Annotated in this window: 20 protein-coding genes; 9 read left to right on the top strand and 11 right to left on the bottom strand. The window is 60.5% G+C overall.

The annotated features are described in order from the left end of the window. The first annotated feature begins 8 nt into the window (after positions 1-8). The 5 genes from AC0QUY_RS02630 to AC0QUY_RS02610 all read left to right on the top strand — a co-directional run bounded on the left by AC0QUY_RS02630 (position 9) and on the right by AC0QUY_RS02610 (position 4,649). The gene (locus AC0QUY_RS02630; RefSeq protein ID WP_475385630.1) at positions 9-824 is read left to right on the top strand and encodes an ABC transporter permease; all 816 of its coding nucleotides are present in this window, start codon (positions 9-11) and stop codon (positions 822-824) included. Positions 825-828: 4 nt separating this feature from the next. Beyond that, complete coding sequence (locus AC0QUY_RS02625; RefSeq protein WP_475385629.1) at positions 829-1,614, top strand: ABC transporter permease; 786 nt, start codon at positions 829-831, stop codon at positions 1,612-1,614. Further along, positions 1,611-2,672: an ABC transporter ATP-binding protein gene (locus AC0QUY_RS02620; protein WP_475385627.1), complete on the top strand. Its 1,062-nt coding sequence runs from the start codon at positions 1,611-1,613 to the stop codon at positions 2,670-2,672. The genes AC0QUY_RS02625 and AC0QUY_RS02620 overlap by 4 nt, the downstream gene beginning before the upstream one ends. A gap of 8 nt (positions 2,673-2,680) precedes the next feature. Then, entirely contained in the window at positions 2,681-3,520 is an 840-nt protein-coding gene (locus AC0QUY_RS02615) for a phosphodiesterase (RefSeq protein WP_475385626.1), read from the top strand. Positions 3,521-3,587: 67 nt separating this feature from the next. Continuing rightward, positions 3,588-4,649, top strand: a complete 1,062-nt coding sequence (locus tag AC0QUY_RS02610) for a Bug family tripartite tricarboxylate transporter substrate binding protein (protein WP_475385625.1) — start codon at positions 3,588-3,590, stop codon at positions 4,647-4,649. A gap of 37 nt (positions 4,650-4,686) precedes the next feature. Here the strand turns inward: AC0QUY_RS02610 and AC0QUY_RS02605 are convergent, their stop codons facing one another. Beyond that, positions 4,687-4,959, bottom strand: a complete 273-nt coding sequence (locus AC0QUY_RS02605; RefSeq protein WP_475385624.1) for a hypothetical protein — start codon at positions 4,957-4,959, stop codon at positions 4,687-4,689. Positions 4,960-5,303: 344 nt separating this feature from the next. Here AC0QUY_RS02605 and AC0QUY_RS02600 point away from each other — a divergent pair, with 344 nt between their 5' ends. From AC0QUY_RS02600 to AC0QUY_RS02590, 3 genes are all read left to right on the top strand, one after another. Continuing rightward, the gene (locus AC0QUY_RS02600) at positions 5,304-8,453 is read left to right on the top strand and encodes an ATP-binding protein (protein WP_475385623.1); all 3,150 of its coding nucleotides are present in this window, start codon (positions 5,304-5,306) and stop codon (positions 8,451-8,453) included. 59 nt (positions 8,454-8,512) lie between these two features. Continuing rightward, a complete protein-coding gene (locus tag AC0QUY_RS02595) occupies positions 8,513-8,983 on the top strand; it encodes a hypothetical protein (protein WP_475385622.1) in 471 nt (156 codons plus the stop codon). Between the two features lie 235 nt (positions 8,984-9,218). Next, positions 9,219-9,953 (top strand): Crp/Fnr family transcriptional regulator, encoded by a 735-nt coding sequence (locus tag AC0QUY_RS02590; protein WP_202639361.1) that lies wholly within the window; start codon positions 9,219-9,221, stop codon positions 9,951-9,953. A gap of 51 nt (positions 9,954-10,004) precedes the next feature. Here the strand turns inward: AC0QUY_RS02590 and AC0QUY_RS02585 are convergent, their stop codons facing one another. From AC0QUY_RS02585 to AC0QUY_RS02540, 10 genes are all read right to left on the bottom strand, one after another. Next, positions 10,005-10,676 carry an ATP-binding cassette domain-containing protein gene (locus AC0QUY_RS02585; protein ID WP_475385621.1) on the bottom strand — a complete coding sequence of 224 codons (672 nt, stop codon included), beginning with the start codon at positions 10,674-10,676 and terminating at the stop codon, positions 10,005-10,007. Then, the gene (locus AC0QUY_RS02580; protein ID WP_475385620.1) at positions 10,673-11,419 is read right to left on the bottom strand and encodes an ABC transporter ATP-binding protein; all 747 of its coding nucleotides are present in this window, start codon (positions 11,417-11,419) and stop codon (positions 10,673-10,675) included. The genes AC0QUY_RS02585 and AC0QUY_RS02580 overlap by 4 nt, the downstream gene beginning before the upstream one ends. Further along, entirely contained in the window at positions 11,416-12,405 is a 990-nt protein-coding gene (locus AC0QUY_RS02575; protein WP_475385619.1) for a branched-chain amino acid ABC transporter permease, read from the bottom strand. Before AC0QUY_RS02575 ends, AC0QUY_RS02580 begins: the two co-directional genes overlap by 4 nt. After that, positions 12,405-13,301, bottom strand: a complete 897-nt coding sequence (locus AC0QUY_RS02570) for a branched-chain amino acid ABC transporter permease (RefSeq protein WP_161855991.1) — start codon at positions 13,299-13,301, stop codon at positions 12,405-12,407. Before AC0QUY_RS02570 ends, AC0QUY_RS02575 begins: the two co-directional genes overlap by 1 nt. Before the next feature lie 88 nt (positions 13,302-13,389). After that, the gene (locus AC0QUY_RS02565) at positions 13,390-14,697 is read right to left on the bottom strand and encodes an ABC transporter substrate-binding protein (RefSeq protein WP_475385618.1); all 1,308 of its coding nucleotides are present in this window, start codon (positions 14,695-14,697) and stop codon (positions 13,390-13,392) included. Positions 14,698-14,891: 194 nt separating this feature from the next. Further along, positions 14,892-15,578, bottom strand: coding sequence for a cyclase family protein (locus AC0QUY_RS02560; protein ID WP_475385617.1), 687 nt, complete (start codon positions 15,576-15,578; stop codon positions 14,892-14,894). Positions 15,579-15,615: 37 nt separating this feature from the next. Beyond that, complete coding sequence (locus AC0QUY_RS02555; protein ID WP_161855988.1) at positions 15,616-16,905, bottom strand: TRAP transporter large permease; 1,290 nt, start codon at positions 16,903-16,905, stop codon at positions 15,616-15,618. 5 nt (positions 16,906-16,910) lie between these two features. Further along, positions 16,911-17,432 (bottom strand): TRAP transporter small permease, encoded by a 522-nt coding sequence (locus AC0QUY_RS02550; protein ID WP_475385616.1) that lies wholly within the window; start codon positions 17,430-17,432, stop codon positions 16,911-16,913. A 102-nt stretch (positions 17,433-17,534) separates the two neighbouring features. Next, positions 17,535-18,536: a TRAP transporter substrate-binding protein DctP gene (dctP, locus tag AC0QUY_RS02545; RefSeq protein ID WP_475385615.1), complete on the bottom strand. Its 1,002-nt coding sequence runs from the start codon at positions 18,534-18,536 to the stop codon at positions 17,535-17,537. 45 nt (positions 18,537-18,581) lie between these two features. Continuing rightward, complete coding sequence (locus tag AC0QUY_RS02540; RefSeq protein WP_475385614.1) at positions 18,582-19,325, bottom strand: GntR family transcriptional regulator; 744 nt, start codon at positions 19,323-19,325, stop codon at positions 18,582-18,584. 213 nt (positions 19,326-19,538) lie between these two features. On the opposite strand from AC0QUY_RS02540, the gene AC0QUY_RS02535 reads away from it, so the two are divergent. Then, positions 19,539-19,874, top strand: coding sequence for a DUF6538 domain-containing protein (locus tag AC0QUY_RS02535; protein ID WP_475385613.1), 336 nt, complete (start codon positions 19,539-19,541; stop codon positions 19,872-19,874). Positions 19,875-20,119 lie beyond the last annotated feature (245 nt).

Below are 20,119 nucleotides of genomic sequence, written 5' to 3'. Positions count from 1 at the left end.
AACTTCTGATGTCACACAGGTCCTTTGTCTGGATATGCCTGCTGCCGCTTGCGGTAGTGACAGCGGCATTTTTCCTGTTGCCGATGGCGCGGCTGGTCGTAACCGGAGCAGGGGGACCGCAGGGGCTTGCGGGATATCTCGCGATCCTCGCCGAGCCGCGCTATCGTGCGACCCTTGTCAACACGGTCCTGCTCGCCACCGCGACCACCATCGTAACCCTGGTCGTGGCGACGATCGCCGGGATGTTCCTGCAGCGGCATCGTTTCCCCGGCCGCGCCGTTCTGATTGCGATGCTGACCTTCCCGCTGGCGTTTCCCGGCGTCGTGGTCGGCTTCATGATCATTCTCCTCGCCGGCCGACAGGGCCTGATCGGCGATTTCTCCAACCGCCTGTTTGGCGAGAAGCTGGTCTTTGCTTATTCGATCTATGGCCTGTTTCTCGGTTATCTCTATTTTTCCATCCCGCGCGTCATTCTCACGATCATGGCGGCGGTACAGAAGCTGGATGCCGGCCTGGAGGAAGCTGCGCGTTCGCTGGGCGCGGGCCCATGGGCGGTGCAGCGCGACGTCGTTCTGCCGGCGCTGGCGCCGGCCTTCGTCGCCTCCGGTGCGATTGCGTTTGCGACCGCGATGGGAGCGTTCGGCACGGCGTTTACACTGGCGACCAATATCGACGTGCTGCCGATGCTGATCTATACCGAGTTCACGCTGGCTGCGAATTTGTCGATTTCGGCCGCGCTGTCGGTCGGCCTTGGCATCATCACCTGGTTCATTCTTGCGCTTGCCCGTTCCTTCAGCGGAAGCGCCGTCGCGGCTGCCGGATGAAACCATGCGCGACCGCCTGATCTTCACCGGCCAGCTCATCTTTACGCTACTTGTCGCCTCCTTCCTGGTGGTGCCCGCGATCCTGTCGATCTCTGCCGGCGTCACGGTGAACTACTTTCGCGGCATCCAGTCCGGTGTCACCCTGCAATGGGTGATGCAGGTGTGGGAGCTCTATGCCGGCACCATCCTGCTGTCGTTCTTGGTCGCCTTTGCGACTCTTGCCGTGACGCTCACGGTCGGCGTTCCAGCTGCCTATGCCTTGCACGTACGGGGCGGGCGGCTGTCGCGGATCGTCGAGGAAATCATCACCTTGCCGTTGGCGATTCCGGGCCTCGCCATTGCACTGGCACTGCTCCTGACCTACGGAGGCTTCGGCAACTTTCGCCGCTCCTGGCTGTTCATTCTCGCAGGGCACGTCATCTTCACGATGCCCTTCATGGTGCGATCGGTCATGGCGGTATTCGCGACCGTTGACATCAAGACGCTGGACGAGGGCGCGGCATCGCTCGGCGCATCGCCGTGGCGGCGCTTCCGCGATGTGATCGTACCCAACGCACTGCCCGGAATACTGGCAGGCAGCCTGATGGTGGTGACGCTGTCGCTCGGCGAGTTCAACCTGACCTGGATGCTGCATACGCCGTTGACCAAGACGTTACCGATCGGACTCGCCGACAGCTATGCCTCGATGCGGCTCGAGGTCGCTTCTGCCTATACGCTGATCTTTTTCGTGATGATCATTCCGCTGCTGGTTGCCATGCAGTTGTTCGCCGAGAAGGAAGTAAAGAAATGAATGCGGAGGCCGGACACGGCGCCTCGGTGCGTATCGAGGCCTGCGGCAAGACCTTTGCCGACGGAACGCGCGCGCTCGAACCTGCAACGCTCGACATCGCCCGTGGTGAAACGCTGGTGCTGCTCGGCCCCTCCGGCTGCGGCAAGACCACCATGTTGCGCATTATCGCGGGACTCGAACGGCCCGATGCCGGCGGCAGGGTGCTGTTCGACGGCAAGGATATGACGGCGGTGCCGATCGAGCGGCGCAATGTCGGCATGGTGTTTCAATCCTACGCACTTTTCCCGAACATGACCGTGGCCGACAATATCGGCTATGGCCTGAAGATTCGCAGGATGCCGGACAGGGAGCGGGCGGCACGCGTCGCCGAACTGGTGGCGCTGACCAACATTTCCGGCCTCGAGAACCGCCGCATCGACCAGCTTTCCGGTGGCCAACGTCAGCGCGTGGCGCTGGCGCGCGCGGTCGCGATCCGGCCGGGCATCCTCCTGCTGGACGAGCCCCTGACCGCGCTCGATGCTGCATTGCGCGACCGGCTGCGCGGAGAGCTGAATCGCCTGCTGCGCGCGCTCGGCATCACCACGATTTATGTGACACATGATCAGTCTGAAGCGATGGAGCTCGGTGATCGCATTGTCGTCATGCAGAAGGGAGCGATCGCCCAGATCGGCACGCCGCGGGAGATCTATTTCACACCGCGAAGTCGCTTTGTCGCCGAATTCATCGGTGCCGCGAACATCGTCGAAGCGCCCATCGAGGATGGTCATCTCGTGTTACCAGGTGGACGGCAGCCGATTCACTGCGATGGTGACATGTCGGCGGCCATTGCGATGATCCGCCCGGAAACCATCCGCGTGGCGGCGGCCAGAAGTGCGTCGGTTTCTGGCACGATCGACAGCGTCAGCTTCATCGGTGACAGGCAAAGGCTGGTCGTCAGTGGCGCGTCCAGCCGGTTGCTCACGGTCGACGCACCGAATACGGTTCAAGCGAGGCCGGGTGAACGGATCGGTTTATCGATTTCGCCGGATGCTGTCCGTCTGCTGCCGCCGGAGAACTGAGAAGGCCGATGTCGCCAAAGCCGATCCATATTGCCCAGATTTCCGACCTGCATATCAAGCCGCCGGGATCGCTCGCCTATGGCAGAGTCGATACTGCCAAGGCGCTCGAACGTTGTGTTGTCGCCCTGAACGAATTTGAGCCTGCGCCTGATTTCGTGGTGATTTCCGGCGATCTGGCGGACACGCCGACGGCAGAGGAATATCAGTATCTCAACCGGCTGCTGGCACCGCTCAAACTTCCATTCGCAGCTATCCCCGGCAATCACGATTCGCGTGAGTTGATGCGCGCCGCGTTTCCTTCCGCTTCGTACGCCTTCGTATCCGGACCGCTCAACCAGAAGATCGAGGTGGCGGAGCTCGATCTGCTGTTGCTGGATTCGAGCGTGGACCGCAAGCCGCACGGTGAACTCGAAGAGACCTCGCTGCGATGGCTTGACACGACCCTGGCTTCGTCGCCCGACCGGCCAGCGCTGCTGTTTCTACACCACCCGCCGTTCAAGACGGGCATTTGGCACATGGACCGCCAGAATCTCCTCAACGCAACCGACCTCGCGCCGATCGTGCGCCGTCATCCGCGCGTGCAATTGATCGCAACCGGGCATGTTCACCGCGCGGCGCTGACCATATTTGCGGGCGTGCCGACCACAATCTGTCCGGCCCCGAATCATGCAGTCGATCTCGACCTGGCCGAGCTGCGCGAGCCCTCCTTCAAGGTCGAGCCGCCGGCTTTCCATCTCCACAGCTGGTTTCCAGGTGAGGGCGGCGGCACCATCGTCACCCACCAGGTCCCGATCGGGAGTTTCGACGGTCCGCATCCGTTTTTTGGGCCGGATGGAAAGTTGCTCTAGTTACCGCGTCCTGCCCGCTGGCCTGACGAGTTGATGCGCCGGCCGGGCCATTTCGCTTCCCGGCCGATTGCAAAACGAGGAGTTCGCGCGCACACTTTCCCCAAGAAAATGGCGGGTTCGATTATGCAAATTCGCCGCGGATAAGGTTTGGGGGACACAAATGCGCTTGATCCATTTTCTGATCCCAGCGCTCGCGCTGTTTTCGAGCCACCAGACGATCGCTCAAGCGAACTATCCGGACCGCCCCATCAAGATGATCGTGCCGCTGGCGGCGGCAAGCGCGGTTGATGTCGCGGCGCGAATCGTAACTCAGAAGATGGCCGACAATATGGGCCAGCAAATCGTGATCCTGAATCAGCCCGGCGCATCAGGGCTGATCGGCGCAGAGGCCGTCGCCCGGGCTGAGCCGGATGGTTACACGATCGGTGGGTTCAACGACAGCATCATGACCATGGTGCCGAACCTCCAGTCCAAGATGCGCTGGGATATTCTGAAGGACTTTGAGCCGGTGTCGCTGGTCGCGACGGTGGAGTGGGGCCTGATTGCCAACAATCAGTCTCCCATCAAGAGTGCAGCGGATCTGATCGCGGCGGCGAAGGCGGCGCCCGGCAAGATCGATTATGGCTCCGGCGGACCGGGAAGCCCGCAGCATCTGGCAATGGCGATGTTCGCATCGGCTGCCGGCATATCGCTGACGCATGTGCCCTATAAGGGGGCCACCCAAGCTGCAACTGACATTGCCGCAGGCCAGATTCCCGTCGGTTTTCAGGGGCTGGGCACGGTTGCAACGTTGGTACGCGGCGGCCAGCTCAAGCTGATCGGGGTAACCACCGAGAAGAGAATGGCGCAATTCCCTGATGTGCCGACCATCTCGGAATCAGGTTTGCCCGGCTTCTTCTTCAATTCATGGTTCGCGATTCTTGCGCCTGCTGGCACCCCGAAGGATATTATTGCCCGGCTGAACGCCGAGGTGCTGAAGGCCGTCGGCGATCAGGATGTGCGCCGAAAACTCGAAGAGCTGGGATTCGCGGTGCGCGGCAGTTCAGCGGAAGAGCTACGCGCCATGACGCGCGATCAGCTCGCGAAGTATGAGCGTGTGATCAAGGAAACGGGAATCGCCAAGGAATAGCTGCCGGCGCGACAGGCACCAGCAGCCGGTCTCGTAATCAATAACAGGCGTAACGGCGCCCGCCGCGGCCGACATAGTAGTCAGCCCCCATTGCACAGGGACCAACACCCCACGCATAAGCTCCGCGAATCTGGTTACGCAGCTGGTAGTCGCCGGTATAGGGGCTGTTGGCTCCCTTATTCTGGCAGTTCGCGTTCGGGTAGAACTGTGCGCAGTAGCCGGGATTGTAGACGACCTCCTGCGCGACGGCTGGCGCAGCGACCGCAGTGGAAAGGAGGGCGGCCACGCCCAGCAAAGCGAATTTCGTCATGGATATTCTCCTTACAAACAGATCAAGGGGCGCCAGCTCAAGCCTATTCGGTCCTGCGCGCAGGTAGGGTCAACGATCAATCTGAGCCGTTAGTGCCGCGCATGGAGGAAAGGTTCACGGAGCTATGTGCGACATGGCGGGCTGCCCGGCATCCCCTAGTTGCAGGGCATGTTATCTGCTAGGAGAATCCCGGTTATGTTTAAATCAATTGCCTTCAGATCCTCCGAGTCCAGTGCATCATGGCTTGCCCGTCCGAACACCCACCGATCCCGACTGCCGACGTAAAGGCTTGCTCGCCCACGATCTTTCGCTAGTCTGAACAAGGTGGATGGAGGAAGCTGAGGGTGTCTTGCCAGGTCTGTTCGTCGACGCTGAGAGCTGGCGATCTGTTTTGCTCTGCATGCGGCGCGGCGGTGCCCAACCATCCAGTGAGGCCGTCTATTTCCGAAGCGCGTGGCCGTATTGCCGGCGAGCGGAAATTCCTCACGGTGCTTTGCTCCGATCTGCAGCGTTCGACCGATTTGATTTCAGAGCTCGACCCCGAAGAAGCGATTTCTCGCCTCGAGCCGGCCTTGATCGCGATGCGTACGGCAGTTCGCCGCAGCCGCGGTATCGTCAGCAAGGAAGGTGGTGACGGGCTGATTGCCTTGTTCGGCGCACCGCATGCGGACGACAATCACGCCGTCCTGGCCTGTCATGCAGCTCTCGAGCTCGTCAGGCGTATCAAGCTGCTGAACGATCCGGAGCTTCACGTTCGGGTCGGCGTTCATTCCGGCTATGTCGTTGCGCATGTCATTGAGGCGGATTTCTCTTCGATCTATGAAGCAGGCGGGCCGGCGGTCCATCTGGTGAAGCGGTTCGAGAGCGCGGCGAATGCCGGACAGATCCTTGCTTCGGAGTCCTGCCAGAGTCTGGCGACCGGAATAGTGACCTTCAAGGCCCTGCCGCCGAAACGGCTGGAGGGATTTCCCGCACTGGTACCTTGTTACGAGGTCGTCGAGATCAGTGGTCTCAGCCGCTGGCGAGCTCGGTCGACGAGTGGTCTTTCATCCTTCGTCGGCCGGAATGAGCAAATTTCGCAACTGGAGCGCGCGGCGCAGCTGGTCGGTCCTTCCGGGAAGATCGCTGCAGTAGTGGGAACGGCCGGAATAGGGAAGTCCCGTGTGGTCCACGAATTCGTGGCTACCTTGCGCCAACGTGATTGGCAGGTGATCGGAGCCGAGGGCAATCCGCTCGAACAAACAGTTCCCTATGCCCTGCTGAAGAAGCTTCTTCAAAGCGCACTGCAGCCAGAGAATCTCGTCGTCGCCGATCATGCAGGCTCAAGCGAGGCCCTTGCGTCGGCTGACGCTGAGCTTTGGCCGGCGGCACTCAATTCTGTTCTCGATCAGCCCGTTGGAGATCCGCGCTGGCGCGATCTTGAACCACTGCTGCGACGGCGCGTAATTATCGATGCCGTTCGCAATATGCTGGATCGGGTGGTCTCGTCGCGGCCCACGGTGCTGTTGTTGGAGGATTTGCATTGGATCGACGGCCAAAGCGAGACCGTCGTTGAAGCTCTGATGTCGCTTGCGGCAGCCCGCCCGTTACTGGTGCTGCTGACGTGGCGGACCGAATATACGCCGGAGTGGCTTGGGGGCTTCGATGTGCTGCGGATCTGGCTTCGATCGCTCGACGCCGCCTCGGCAAGCATGTTGCTCGACAATTTGCTGGGGACTGCTCCCGATCTCGATGCGCTCAAGGCCCGCATCCTCCGCCACACCGGACAGATCCCGCTTTTCATCGAGGAGGTTGCCCGACAGTTCATCAGTCGGCGCGTCGCCGGGGAAGGCGGCGGCGCCGATGCGTCCTGGGACACTCTCGAAATTCCCCCCACTGTCCAGGGGGTGATCGCATCGCGCATCGATCGTTTGCCGAAAGAAGACAAGGCGCTTCTGCAACTTGCTTCGGTTCTCGGGCCGCGCGTGTCGCCAAATCTGCTCGCCGCTGTCACCGATATACCGGCGGCGCAGTTGCAAAGCCGGCTTTGGTCTCTGGAGGTTCTGGACTTTCTTGAGGAGGTGCGGTCGGTCCCGTCGGTCGAATACGTATTTGCCCACGACCTTATTCGCGAGGTCGCCTATGAATCTATTCTCCGTTCGCAGCGCGAGGTGCTGCACCGCCGGATCCTGACATGTCTCGAAGCAACCTCGGCCGGACGCGAGGAAGACGTTGCGGAAGCGCTTTGCCATCACGCGATCAAGGCCCAGGACTGGAGCAAAGTCGACCGATATGGCCATTTGGCTGCGAGGAAGGCGTTTGCCAGATCGGCGTTCCGCGACGCTACGGAATATTTCAAGGCCGCCATGGATGCGGTGGACAGGCAGCCGGAATCGACGGCCCGTGAACAACGGGCGATCGATCTGCGCATCGAAGCGCGGCTCTCGTTCGTGTCGTTTGGAAGCATCGAGGAATGGTTCAGTCTTGGTCAGGACGGCGAGGCGCGGTCCAGGAAGATTGGCGATGAAAAACGTCGATTGGCCTCCATCGCGATCAGGGCGGCAGCGCTGAACTTTTACGGGACGCCCTATGAAGCAATTGCGGTGGCGGAAGAGGCTGTCGCGCTGGCCAACCAGATGAACAACACCCCCTGGCTCTGCTTTGTCGAATATGGCCTGGGCCAATCGTATTTTCTGGCCGGACGATTTCGGGATGCACAACGGCATCTCGCAAAGGCAACTGCATTGCTTGCGAGTGCGCCGAATAACGTCCCGCCGGGGACAACGGGGTCCAGCCTTCTGGTGCTCTGCCGCATGATGAGCGCCATCGTTCATGCGTGGCTCGGCGAATTCGACGAGGCCGAACATTGCTCCGAAGAGGCGAGCATCCTGGCGGAAACGAACGACCGCCCTTATGACATGATCGCAGCCGACTACGGGCGCGGCGTCGTGCAGCTGATGCGCGGCGATTTCGAAGAGGCAGAAAGCGCCCTCGAACAGGCCCTTCGTGTTTCGCGCGAAAGCGAGGCGCGTCTATTTCAGCCTCTTATCATGAGCGCGCTGGGAAGCCTTTACTCGCAGCAGGGATATGCCGTGCGTGCGACAGAGATCCTGCTGCGGGCGAAGGACGAAGCCGACAAGCTTGGTCATGAAACCAGCAAAGTCGCCGTCTCGGCTTATCTCGGTGCGGCCTATGGCCAACTGGGGGAAGTCCAGCACGCATTGTCTCTCTTGCGCGCCTGCCAGGCCAGCGCGAGGCAGAAAGGATATGCGGGTATCGAAGCGCTGGCGGCGAGTGCGGAGGCGAATATTCTGGCGTCCCAGGGCGGGCACATGCTTGAGGAGGCCATGGGCTGCCTGCAACGGACGATCGAATTCACTGCCAAGCTCGGAGCGCTACCCTTCTTGGGAGCGGCCAAGGGACTTCTGTCACGGCTCCTGGCGGCTTCAGGACGGACAGACGAAGCGAGGGAGGAGTTGGTCCAGGCGATTACTCTCTTCGACCATCAAAAATGACTGTACATCTAGAACGTGCTAAGGCCGAACTCTCCAATTTCTCTGATATTTGACATATTGTGGCCACGTTGTGGCCGCGGCAATTAGCGCCGCTATTCAAGGAGCAAGAAATGGGTGGATTAGTCTACAGCGGAAAATTTGAAGAACATATCAATGAATTGTATAACCCGCAGAATATCAACAAAACCGCGAAGAAATTCAAAGAGTACGAGAAGAAGAACGGGCCTTATTCGTTCGGCAAATTCACGAAATTCCTGGTGCCGAAGAAGGAAAACTGGGCCGGCGAATCCGGATCGACCGAGGGGCATGACAAGTGGGAAAAGCACTCTGGAGCAATTCCAAAGGCAATCCGCGACAAGATTACCGAAGTCATTGCGACCAATCTCAGATCCCCCAATCCGATGCCGCTGGTGCTGAAGGTCGGCGAGAACGTCGATGGTACCCATGACCTGAAGGTTCGTATCTTTGCCCATAATGGCCACATGCATATCGGGCTTCACATGCTTTGCCCAAATTCTTCGCTGAAATAGGCCTCATCGCGTACAATTCGGATTAGCCAGCAAGACCATTGGGTTTTGCTGGCTTTTTGCTGCAAATATCCCGCTCGCCGGAATGGCGTGCGGTCCAGCCATGGTTCGGCCGCCAAGGCATGGGCTGCCTGACGGCCGCCAAATCGACGCGGCGGTGCGCTTTCCGGTTGAAAACCCTGCCTGCGTTGATTACGGAAGGGTTACAATCCCGTGTTTCCCCTGGAGTTTGACTGGCGTGCCTCAACAAAGGACGGGTGAAGCTCACGGATTCTCGAGCAGCAAACTGTCGGTTTTGCGCAAGCATCCGGCTTTTGCCGACCTCGAGCCTGAGGCGTTCGACCAACTGTGCCGTTACGCCAAACACACCACGCTGAAGCGGGGAGCCACGCTGTTCTCCAAGGGAGACCCCGGCAATAGCCTCTACGCTGTCATTTCGGGCACGGTGAAGATGAGCATTTCTTCACCGGATGGACGCAATGCCATTCTCAATATCGTTGGGCCTGGCGAAATTTTTGGCGAAATCGCACTGCTCGACGGAAGAGCCCGCTCTGCCGATGCCATTGCAAACAGTAATTGCGAACTCTTCGTCATCGACCGGCGCGAATTCATCCCTTTTGTGAAGGGGCAACCGGCGCTGGCGATGAAGTTCATCGAATTGCTCTGCGACCGTTTGCGATCGACCAGCGATCAGGTCGAGCAGATCATCCTGCAGAATCTGCCAGGACGGCTGGCAAGCGCGCTGCTTCGCCTGTCAGAAAAGCACAAATCTGAGCCGCAGGGCCGCACCATCGCGATCACCCAGCAGGAGATCAGCGAGATGGTCGGCATGACCCGGGAGAGCATCAACAAGCAATTGCGCGCCTGGGCGACCCGTGATTGGGTGCGCCTCGAGCATGGTGCCATCGTTGTGTTGAATGCCGAGAAGCTTCGTGATCTCGCCGAAGCAGGATCCGGACACGACGGCGAATAGGCCGGCGGTGCGCCTCGCGAGGCCGACCGGCAACGTTCGGACCGTCGGGGCTCATTGACTTGCGGGTATGGGATTGGCGCCACGTTCAATCGTGAATTCCATGTCAATCAGCCCACGCGAATGATTCAGGTCCGATTGCGACATCAGCAGGGTCAGATCCTTGCCCTTGAGAGATGCAAGCACCTCCGACAGCCGTTCCGAAAGCGCTGGTGCGATGCCTTCGAACGGCTCGTCGAGCAGCAGGCATTTGGTGCCAATGGCAAGCGCCCGGCCGAGCGCGACCAGCTTTTGCTGTCCGCCGCTCAGCAGTAGCGCCTTGCGCTGCCGCATCTCGGTGAGCTCGCCGATCACCTCATAGACGAAGTCGAGCCGGGCCTTGCGGTCGAGGTGCCCCGCGACCCACAACGGCAACATGATGTTTTCCTCGACCGTCAACTGAGGCACTAGGCAGCGATCTTCCGGCATGTAGCCAATCCCAAGTGCCGCGCGTGCATGGCGCGGACGGGACGAGAGGTCGCTGTCCTCGAATCGCACGATGCCTCTGACCGGCGTGAGGTGCCCCATGATTGAACGCATCAGTGTCGTCTTACCGGCGCCGTTACGGCCCACCAGACTGACCATGGCGCCTTTCGCGACGTGCATTGTAAAGCCGCGCAATGCCGGCATCGACTGGATCTCGACGACAAGATTGTCGATTGCAAGCAACGGCGCCGCGTCGTTCATCGCACGCCCCCGGTGACATAGCGGCGGACTTCCTGATTATTCAGCACGTCGGCGGGCACTCCGTCGGCTAGAATCCGGCCCTGATAGAACGCCACCACGCGATCGGCGTAGCGGCTGACGATTTCCATGTCGTGCTCGACAAATACGAGGGTCGCTGCGTCGGGCGCGACGGCGTGGATGACGCGGTCCATGGTCGTGAATTTTTCTTCCGCCGATACGCCGGAGGTCGGCTCATCCAGCAGCAGCAATTTTGGACGACGCACCAATGCCATGGCGATGTCGATCAGTTTGCGCACGCCGCCCGCAAGCTCCGAGATCGGGCGATCGGCCAGATCGGCAAGGCCAAAGCGTTCCAGTAACTCGACGGCCTTGTCTCGGCGATCTTGGGCCTCCGCCGGCGCTCGGAGTGACATCCGTGTGCCGATGCCGGAAATCGCCACGATGAGATTTTCGGCAGCGGTAAGCTCGACAAATAGTTGCGGAATCTGGAAGGAACGGGAGATACCAAGCCGGGCGACGCTTCGCGGCGAACGTCTGCCGATGTCCATTCCGTCGAGCAGGATCGTTCCGCTGTCGGGTTCGAGATAGCCTGTGACCATGTTGACAAAGGTAGTCTTGCCTGCGCCGTTGGCGCCGATCAGGCTGATTTTCTGACCGGCCGGAACATCGAGACTAAGCGCATCGGCTGCAACCACCGCACCAAAGCGCTTCTCGAGCCTGCTTACCGAAAGAACCGGGTTCACGGTGCGGCTCCTCGTTCGGCGGTGAGGGAAGCCGTCGCCGGGGTGCGCCGCTTGCGGCGGCCACTGATCCAGAGCGAACCGATGCCACGCGGCAGAAACAGAATTACGCCCAGGAGGAAGACGCCGAGCACGAGCTGCCAGGTATTGGGCAAATAGAGGTTCGAGAACGAACGGACCAGCTCCAGTGCCATCGAGGCGACGAAGACGGCGGCCACACTTTGGTTGCCGGCAAGCACCGCCACGAAGACGAATTCGCCCGATGTGGTCCAGTATGCGAATTGCGGATCGATATGCCGCTGCGCCATCAGGGCAAAGGCGCCGCTGGCGCCGGCGAAGATCGCTGCGATCAGGAAGTTGATCGATATGATGCGGTTGGCCGAGAGGCCGAGATATTCGACTCGCAGATTGTTTTCCCGCACCGCAAGGCTGGCAAGACCGAATTCAGATCGGAACAGGATCGTCGCGGCAATGCCGGCAAATCCGGTCACGATGACCGAGACGGCGTATAGCATGAAGTCGGCCTCGCGCGGATCGGTGAAGCTCATGCCAAACAGGCTTGGCCGCCCGACATTGAACCCGTCGGAGCCGCCAAGCGCGGTCGATTTCACCAGCGCGCCGTAAAACACCATCGATAGCGCCAATGTCAGCATGCCAAAGAAAATGCCGCTGTAGCGCGCGATCAACGGCCCGATAACCAGGCCGAGCAGGCCGCCGCAAGCCGCGCCGACGATCACCTGTGTCACCGCGTCGGTGAGGCCCCAGGCATTGGCGATCAGCGCCACACCATAGCCGCCAGCTGCAAAGAACAGGCCCTGACCGAACGACACATTGCCGGTGCGCGCTAGCACGACGATGCCGAGGGCTATCAGCGCATTGGAGGCGGCAATCGTTGCCAGTGACAAGGTCCAGGTCGGCAGCGCGCGACCGGCCAGCGTCACCGCAGCGACAAGACCGATCATGACCAGGGGATGCAGGCCTTTCCTCATCAAATCCGCCTTGCCGTCTCGCGCTTGAACAGGCCCTCAGGGCGAAACAGCAGCACTGCCGCCATGATCAAATAGATCATGAACAGTTCGGCTTGCGGCATAAGATGCACCGAAGCAGCGCGCGCCAACCCAACCAGAATCGCGCCGACTGCCGCCCCCTCGACGCTGCCCAGCCCTCCGATCACGACGATTGCGAAGCTCAGGATGATGACGTCCGAACTGAGGCCAGGCTGCATCGATATTTTCGGCGCGGTCAGGGCGCCGGCGAGAGCGGCGAGTAGGACCCCGAACGCAAAGGCGATGGCATAGACGCGGTTGACGCGGACCCCCATGCTCACGCTCATTTCCTCGTTATGGATAACGGCAAGCACGATTTTTCCGATCACGGTGCGATTGAGGCCGAACCAGATCGCAAAGCCGACTGCGGCTGAAATCGGTATCAGCACCAGATCGTAGCCGACGTAATAGAGCCCGGCGAATTCGAGATTGCCGAACAGCTCATATGGCTGCGTCGCATAGATCGGATTGACGCCCCAGATCAGCTTGGTGACGTCTTCAAGGATCAGAAACACGGCATAGGTCACGAGCAGCAGCACCACTTCGTCGCGGCCGTAAAACATTTTCAGGAGGCCGCGTTCCAGCAGAAGTCCGACGGCGGACGCGATGAGCGCCACCGAGAGCAGCATGGCGACGAAACCAACGCTTGGGGGGAGGCCGCGCGCGGCCACCATGGTTACTGCGGTTGCCGCGATATAGGCACCAAGGGCGTAGAAGCTGCCATGGGCGATGTTGAGGATCTTCAATACGCCGAAAACCAGCGTCAGGCCGAGGGCGACGATGAACAGCCACGAGGCCTGAATCAGGCCATCGAGAATGATCGTCAGAAAGAAATTCATGGCGGTGGAGTCACGCGGGTCGTCGGTGGACGGAAAACGGCGGCGCGCAGCACGCGCCGCCGTGATTACTCATTGGAGACCAGTACGCCTAATTGCACTTGGCGCCCTGCATGCCGCCTTTGATCCAGTCGATCGACTTCACCCCTGGGGGCGGGTTGACGCATTCGGCGGCGAAGTACTGGATGTCGACCAGATCGACCCGCTTCAGATCCGGATTGTATTTGGTGCGGCTGATGGCGATCGGCTGGATCGCCTGATGGCCGTCGGCGAGCTTCATCTGAATGAGTCCGCCGGGCGACGGCCACTCCAGGCCGGTCATTGCCGCGACCATTTCGTCGGTCGAAGGCTTCTTTCCGCCGTTCTTGCTCATGGCCTTCTCGACTGCGGCCTTCAATCCAAGAATAGATTGCGTAATGCGATAGGCCGCCTGGACTGGATATACGCCGTTGGCGGTCTCGTATCCCTTGAACAGCCAATCGTTCAGCGGCGACTTCTGCGACATCAGGCCATAGGCGCCGCGTGCGCCGATGATGGTGCCGTCGGGCATCTTGTCGCCGAGCGGGGGCAGCACGTGGTCGGCGGCGCTGAACACCAACTGGCTACGCTTCGACAACCCGCGGGGAACAGATTGCAGGACGAAGGCTTGCAGATCGCCGCCCCACAGGCTCGAATACACCACATCGGAGCCGGCGCCTACCAGCGCGGAAATTTCGGTACCGTACTGGCCTGCACCGAACTTGGGCAGCAGGTCCGTCTGAACCTTGACGTTGGGGTAGAGCTGCTGGGCGGCGGCGACGAAGTCGGCTCGGCTGTCCTGTCCCCAGGCATAGTCCTGGTTGATCGCCGAAAGCGTGTCCATCTTGATGTTCTTGGCCTTCATGTATCTGACGAGGCCGACGTTATCCATCGTGGCATGGGCAGCGGTACGGAACACGTAGTTGTATTTGGCTTCTTCGAAGATGCGCGGTGTGCCGCAGTCCATCAGCACCAGCATCTTCTTCAGCTCTTCCGCGATCGGCGCTACCGCCAGGCAGTCGCCCGAGCTGATATAACCAAGCACGACGTCGACATTGTCGCGCTGATAGAGATTGCGCAGTTCCTGTACCTGCTTGGTGGCGCCGCCATTCTCGTCAATGATGACAGGCTCGATCTTCATGCCACCGAAACCCACTTTCTCGTAGGGCGACGGCACTGAACCCTTGTTCAGCTGATCGATGACGAATTGCGCGCCGTTGCGGGCAGGAACACCAAAGCTATCCGCCGCCGGCCCCGACAGGAACGTCACGATGCCAAGCTTGAAGATTTCCTGAGCGGACGCGGGTACCGCCAGCCCAATCGACGTCGCAGCGACTGATGCAAACAGGACAGCGCGATTAGTCCGCCGAACACGGTCCATGTTTTCCTCCCCTGATTCGACGGGTGGTCCCGCCCGATTATCCGCGCCGCTTTGCTCGGCATCGGCCATTATTAGGATGAGTTTAGGCATGCTTTCACGGCACGTCCATACGCGCCTTGTCCGAAAGGAAGATCGGGTGAGCGGCGAGATGCCGCTCTGTCGGAGACGTTACGCCGGTTCGGCGGCCCCCGGGCTTACATGTCAAACACTGCGACCGCGCGGATCGGCGAAGCCGTCCCGCCACGCCACTTCATCGGCAGGCCGATGAAGGTGAACTGGCCGCGGCCGAGCAGCGCTTCGAGATTGCACAGGCTCTCGATATGGGTGATGTCGAGGTCGAGGCAGGCCTTATGGACGAGTGCATTCACCTTGCCCTCGGGGCCCGGCCGCATCGAATCGATGCCGAAATGCACGATGCCTTGCTGCGCCAGCCATTCGGTGGCGGCGACGTTCACGCCTGAATTGTCGCTGGAATATTCCTTGCGGGGGAATGTCCGTTCGTGGTGACCGGTGCAGAGCAGGACGGTACCGCCCTTCGGCACCGCCACGCCGGCCTTCGCCACCGAGGCTTCGAGATCGGCGGGTCCAATCTCGGCACGGGGCGCGATGTGACGCAGGTCGATGCAGATGCCCGGCACGATGCATTTCTCCAGCGGGTACTGGTCGATGGATATGCCGCTCTTGCCGAAATGCCGGGGCGCGTCGATATGGGTACCGGCGTGGTCCACCATTGAGATGAACATCGAGGCCAGCCCGTGCACATTGCCGGATTCGGCAAGGGATTCCTCGTGAGTCTTCCAGACGCCGTGCATCACGGGCGGGTGGCCCGGATAACTCGGCGTACGGTGATAAAGTTCTCGGCTGAGGTCGACGATCTTCACGCGGAGTCTCCTCTGCCCACAAATAGCGGCGTCTGATCTAGAATCCGAACGCCCTCGGCAGCGCCAGCGACAGCCAGGGCACGTAGGTCACGATCATCAGCACCGTAAACATCACGTAATAGAATGGCCAGATGCCGCGCATCACCTCGTCGACGGAAACCTTGCCGATGGCGCAGCCGACGAACAGCGTCGTCCCCACCGGCGGTGTCAGCAGGCCGATGCCGAGATTGAGCAGCATAACGATGCCGAAATGCACGGGATCGATGCCGAAGCTCTTCACGACAGGTAGCAGGATCGGCGTGCAGATCAGCAACAGGGGCGCGAGATCGAGCGCGGTTCCAAGAACCAACAGCATGATATTCAACCACATCAGCAGCACGTATTTGTTGCTCGATATGGCAACGAAGAACTCAGTCATCTTTGCCGGCAGCTGCATCAGGGCGGCGATATAGCCGAAGCACGACGCGGTCGCGACCAGCGTCAGCACCATGGCGACCGTCTGCAGCGTCTTGTAGACCAATAGCGGCAGCTCGGACCATTTGTAGTCCCGATAGATGAACATCGTGACGAAGAACGCCCAGACGCAGGCGACCGCGCCGGCCTCGATCGGCGTGAAGACGCCGGTGAGGATGCCGCCGAGAACGATGACCAGCGTCACGATCCCCCATACGGCGTCGCCGAGCATCTTGACTGCCTGTCGGATCGGGACCGGCTCCCCCTTGGGATGCTTGTCGCGATAGGCATAGAACAGGCAAAGCACCATCAGCGAAAAGCCGAGCAGCAGGCCAGGGAGCACGCCAGCCAGGAACAGGCTGGTAATCGACACCACGCCGCCGGTCGCCAGCGAATAGATCACCGAATTATGGCTCGGCGGGACGATGATCGCCTGCAGCGAGGCGCTGATGGTCACGTTGGTTGCGAACACCCGCGGATAGCCTTTGGCGGCCATCTGCGGGATCATCACCGAGCCGATCGCGGAGGTGTCGGCGACCGACGATCCGGAAATGCCGCTCATGATCGTGGTCGCGAGGATATTGACCTGCGAAAGGCCGCCCCGGATGCGTGTGAAGCCGACGACCACGGCTGCAAAGTCGACCAGCCGCCTGGCCATGCCACCCTCGGCCATGATGGCGCCGGCCAGCACGAAGAACGGGATGGTCAGCATCGAGACCTTGCCCACACCGCTGGCAAATTGCTGCATGACGGCGCCGACGGGCAGGTCGATCCAGAGCGCGCCGACGAGTGAGGACAGCGCCAGCGCATAGGCGATCGGCATGCCGATCGCGAAGAACAAGCACATGCTGAGAAGCAGAACCGCGATATCCATGGCAATTACTCGACCGGTACGTGAGCGTCGGCGCCATCGCGCGGCGGCGGGCCGATGGTCAGGCGCTCGATGACGAACAGCAGCATCATGGCGCCGCTGACGACGATCGGAAGATAGGTGACGCCGACCGAAAGCCACGGAAATTCGTCCACCGAATTATCCCAGGTGGTCCGAACGAGCCGCAGTCCCCAAACGACCATGAAGATCGCAATCACGCCCATCAATATTTCGCTGAGGAACAGCGAGGCGCGTCGGAGCAGCGGCGGCAGCAGATCGGTGCCGACAGTCATGTTCATGTGAATGCGCTGGCGATAGCAGTTGGCCGAGCCGATGAAGGTGATGCCGACAGTCAACAGCACGGCCATTGGCTCGGGCCATGACGAGGCACTGTTGAGCACATATCGGGTGTAGACGGCCCAGGGAATGACCGCCGAGACCAGCACGAGCGCCACACACGCGACCGCGGCGCCGGTCCAGTAAACCGCATCGTTCACGCGCCGGAATATTCCGGCTCCAGAATCAGACATCTCGACCTCGGAAAATGATGATGTCCTTGGGTTTTGTGAGAGATTGGAGAAGCGTGACCTGAGCGGACAGCGTCCGGCCACGCTTCCATCGCGAGCAGTGCTCTATTGGACCGCTTCGATACGCTTGACCATGGCCGCATACTTCGCGCCGTATTTGTCCCAGACCGGCTTGACGGCATCCTGGAACGGCTTCTTGTCGATATCGGTGATGATTTCGGTGCCGGAAGCCTTCATTTTTTCGATCGCGGCGTTCTCCGCTTCATACCAGAGCACACGCTGCTCTTGCTGGGCTTCTCTGGCAAATTTCTTGATCAGCGCCTGATCTTCCGGCGACAGCTTTTGCCAGGAGATCCGCGAGAACACCAACAGTTCCGGAATGATCAGATGCTCGGTCATCGTGAAATACTTCGCCACCTGGTTATGGTTCTGCGCTATAAACGACGGTGGATTGTTCTCGGCGCCATCGACCACGCCTGTCTGCATCGAGCTGAACACCTGGTCGAAGCCGAGCGCGACGCCGTTGCCGCCCAGTGCGTTCATGGTGTCGACGAACAGCGGATTGCCCATCATGCGGACCTTGAGGCCCTTGAGGTCGGCAATGGTCCGGATCGGCCGCTTGTTGTTGTAGACATTGCGCGAGCCGGCGTTCATCCAGCACAGCGCGATCAGGCCGGTCTTTTCGTTCGCGGAAATCTTCGCCAGCAACTCGTCGCCGATTTCGCCGTCGATGACCTTCTCCATGTGCTTGGAGTTGCGGAAGACGAACGGCATGTTGAAGACATTGACGTCGTCCACGACGGGGCCGACGGCGCCGACTGAAATACGGGCGAACTGCAGCGCGCCGAGCTGAGCCTGCTCGATCATCTCCTTTTCGCCGCCGAGCTGCATCGACGGGAACATCTGGATCGTTAGCCGGCCATTGGTGGCGGCCTCCAGCTTCTTGCCCATCCGGACGACGGCTTCGACCGTCGGATAGCCGAGCGGATGAACGTCGGAAGCCTTCAGCACCATTTTGGTTTGCGCAAAGGCGGATGACAGCGGCGCCGTGGTCGCCATTGTAGCCCCGAGGCCTGCGCTCAACTTGATGAAGTCGCGGCGTTTCATGTTGTTCCTCCTGATGTTGTTTATCGTTTTATGGACTTTTCAACTTTAGGGTCGCTCGTCGAAGTACTCCGGATTGATATGCTGGGTAGCCGAGATGTTCTCGAGCAGGCTTTCGAGGTGGACTTCCATCGCCCGCCTTGCGCCCTCCGCGTCATGCGCTTCGATGGCGGTCAGGACGGCCTCGTGTTCGATGATGACCTTCGCGATCCGCCCGCGCTGGGGGAGGGTCAGCCGGCGATAGCGATCGACGTGAACCTTCACCTGCTGGATATACTTCCAGATTCCGGGATAACCGGCGACCTCGGCAACTGTAGCATGAAACGTCTCATCGGCTTGATGGAACGTGTCGCTGTCTCCGGCCGCGCTGGCCTCGCGCTGGCGTTCCAGGATCGATTGCAGCGCCAAAATCTGGCTCGGTGTCGCGCGTTCCGCGGCCATCCGCGCGGTGGTTTCCTCCAGCGCCTTGCGGATGATGATGGCCTCGGGGAGCGCTGCTACCGGAATGCGCGAAACGAAGATGCCGGACTGCGGATAGATCTCCAGCAGGCCTTCATCCGATAATTTGAGGATTGCTTCGCGGACGGGGGTGCGGCTCACCCCGTAGGAGAGGGCGATCTGCGCTTCGGAAATCGCTTCGCCGGGGCGGCGCTGCAGCGACACCAATTCGCCGCGAAGGTCGGAATAGATTTTCGATGCTGCCGTCGCCGCGCGCGGTCTGCCGCTGCGGCGCTTGCCGGCGGCAATTCGGCGGACCGTTGGATCCGTCTTTTTCGATGCACGGGCGGGCATGCTTGCTCCCTCAATTGATATATTAGTATATGAATTCGCGGTGGCAACCAGAAATCGTGCGCGCGCGGATTTTGATTCCGCCATTCGGAGGTTCGATCCCTCCCGCCCCAGCCAGCGCATCCGCTGCCCCTGAAATTGCTGACGAAACCGGCATGGCTGGGGAGCTGCTGCACAGCTCTGCGACACATCGCTGCTGCACAGGTGTCGCATCCAATGGTCACCCACATTTTTCGTCGAAATGCTGTGTACTACTGGCGCCGCCGTCCACCGCGGTCGCTTGCCAATCTCTTTCCTCGTCCGCATCTTTTTCTGAGCCTCAAGACGACGAGCCGCGTGGTGGCGCGCCGTCTGGCTGCTCAACTCGACCTGATCCTGGAAGATGCCGCGATGCTCGCCGACAGCGCCAGTCTTGACCTGTCTCCGTCTCAAATTGAGACAATGCTGCGCGCCGTGGTGGCCAGCCATCTCACGAAGCTCGAGCGAGTCTCGCTGGCCGCCAAGGGCGATCCGGATTTCGACGCCGATCAGGCGCGCCTCGACGACAAGTAGCCTCACGGATCTACTCGAATCGGGCCAACTGCACCTAGACCGTCGACTCATCGCACAAGCACATGAAGCGCCCGTCGGAGCGACTGGATCATGATCGGCAACGAGCTGTTACCTACAAAAGCGAGGCGTCGAGTTCTTGATGCAAGGAGGGATCGGCATCGGCATCAAAGTCGTCAAGATTGTTGAGGACGAAGAAAGCGAGGATGAGAATGCGCAAGCAAAGCGGAAGAATAGCAAAGCGAGCG

Source organism: Bradyrhizobium sp. WYCCWR15520 (assembly GCF_056174665.1).
The sequence above is the reverse complement of the archived record's forward strand: the minus strand, read 5'-3'. Positions and strand labels throughout refer to the sequence as shown.

What these genes read in the sequence shown, in the direction of transcription:
- AC0QUY_RS02585 (WP_475385621.1), bottom strand. Translation starts at nt 10,676, where the DNA reads ATGAACGACGCGGCGCCGTTGCTTGCAATCGACAATCTTGTCGTCGAG.
- AC0QUY_RS02630 (WP_475385630.1), top strand. Translation starts at nt 9, where the DNA reads ATGTCACACAGGTCCTTTGTCTGGATATGCCTGCTGCCGCTTGCGGTA.
- AC0QUY_RS02555 (WP_161855988.1), bottom strand. Translation starts at nt 16,905, where the DNA reads ATGGATATCGCGGTTCTGCTTCTCAGCATGTGCTTGTTCTTCGCGATC.
- AC0QUY_RS02605 (WP_475385624.1), bottom strand. Translation starts at nt 4,959, where the DNA reads ATGACGAAATTCGCTTTGCTGGGCGTGGCCGCCCTCCTTTCCACTGCG.
- dctP (WP_475385615.1), bottom strand. Translation starts at nt 18,536, where the DNA reads ATGAAACGCCGCGACTTCATCAAGTTGAGCGCAGGCCTCGGGGCTACA.
- AC0QUY_RS02565 (WP_475385618.1), bottom strand. Translation starts at nt 14,697, where the DNA reads ATGGACCGTGTTCGGCGGACTAATCGCGCTGTCCTGTTTGCATCAGTC.
- AC0QUY_RS02570 (WP_161855991.1), bottom strand. Translation starts at nt 13,301, where the DNA reads ATGAATTTCTTTCTGACGATCATTCTCGATGGCCTGATTCAGGCCTCG.
- AC0QUY_RS02540 (WP_475385614.1), bottom strand. Translation starts at nt 19,325, where the DNA reads ATGCCCGCCCGTGCATCGAAAAAGACGGATCCAACGGTCCGCCGAATT.
- AC0QUY_RS02615 (WP_475385626.1), top strand. Translation starts at nt 2,681, where the DNA reads ATGTCGCCAAAGCCGATCCATATTGCCCAGATTTCCGACCTGCATATC.
- AC0QUY_RS02535 (WP_475385613.1), top strand. Translation starts at nt 19,539, where the DNA reads ATGGTCACCCACATTTTTCGTCGAAATGCTGTGTACTACTGGCGCCGC.
- AC0QUY_RS02550 (WP_475385616.1), bottom strand. Translation starts at nt 17,432, where the DNA reads ATGTCTGATTCTGGAGCCGGAATATTCCGGCGCGTGAACGATGCGGTT.
- AC0QUY_RS02625 (WP_475385629.1), top strand. Translation starts at nt 829, where the DNA reads ATGCGCGACCGCCTGATCTTCACCGGCCAGCTCATCTTTACGCTACTT.
- AC0QUY_RS02620 (WP_475385627.1), top strand. Translation starts at nt 1,611, where the DNA reads ATGAATGCGGAGGCCGGACACGGCGCCTCGGTGCGTATCGAGGCCTGC.
- AC0QUY_RS02575 (WP_475385619.1), bottom strand. Translation starts at nt 12,405, where the DNA reads ATGAGGAAAGGCCTGCATCCCCTGGTCATGATCGGTCTTGTCGCTGCG.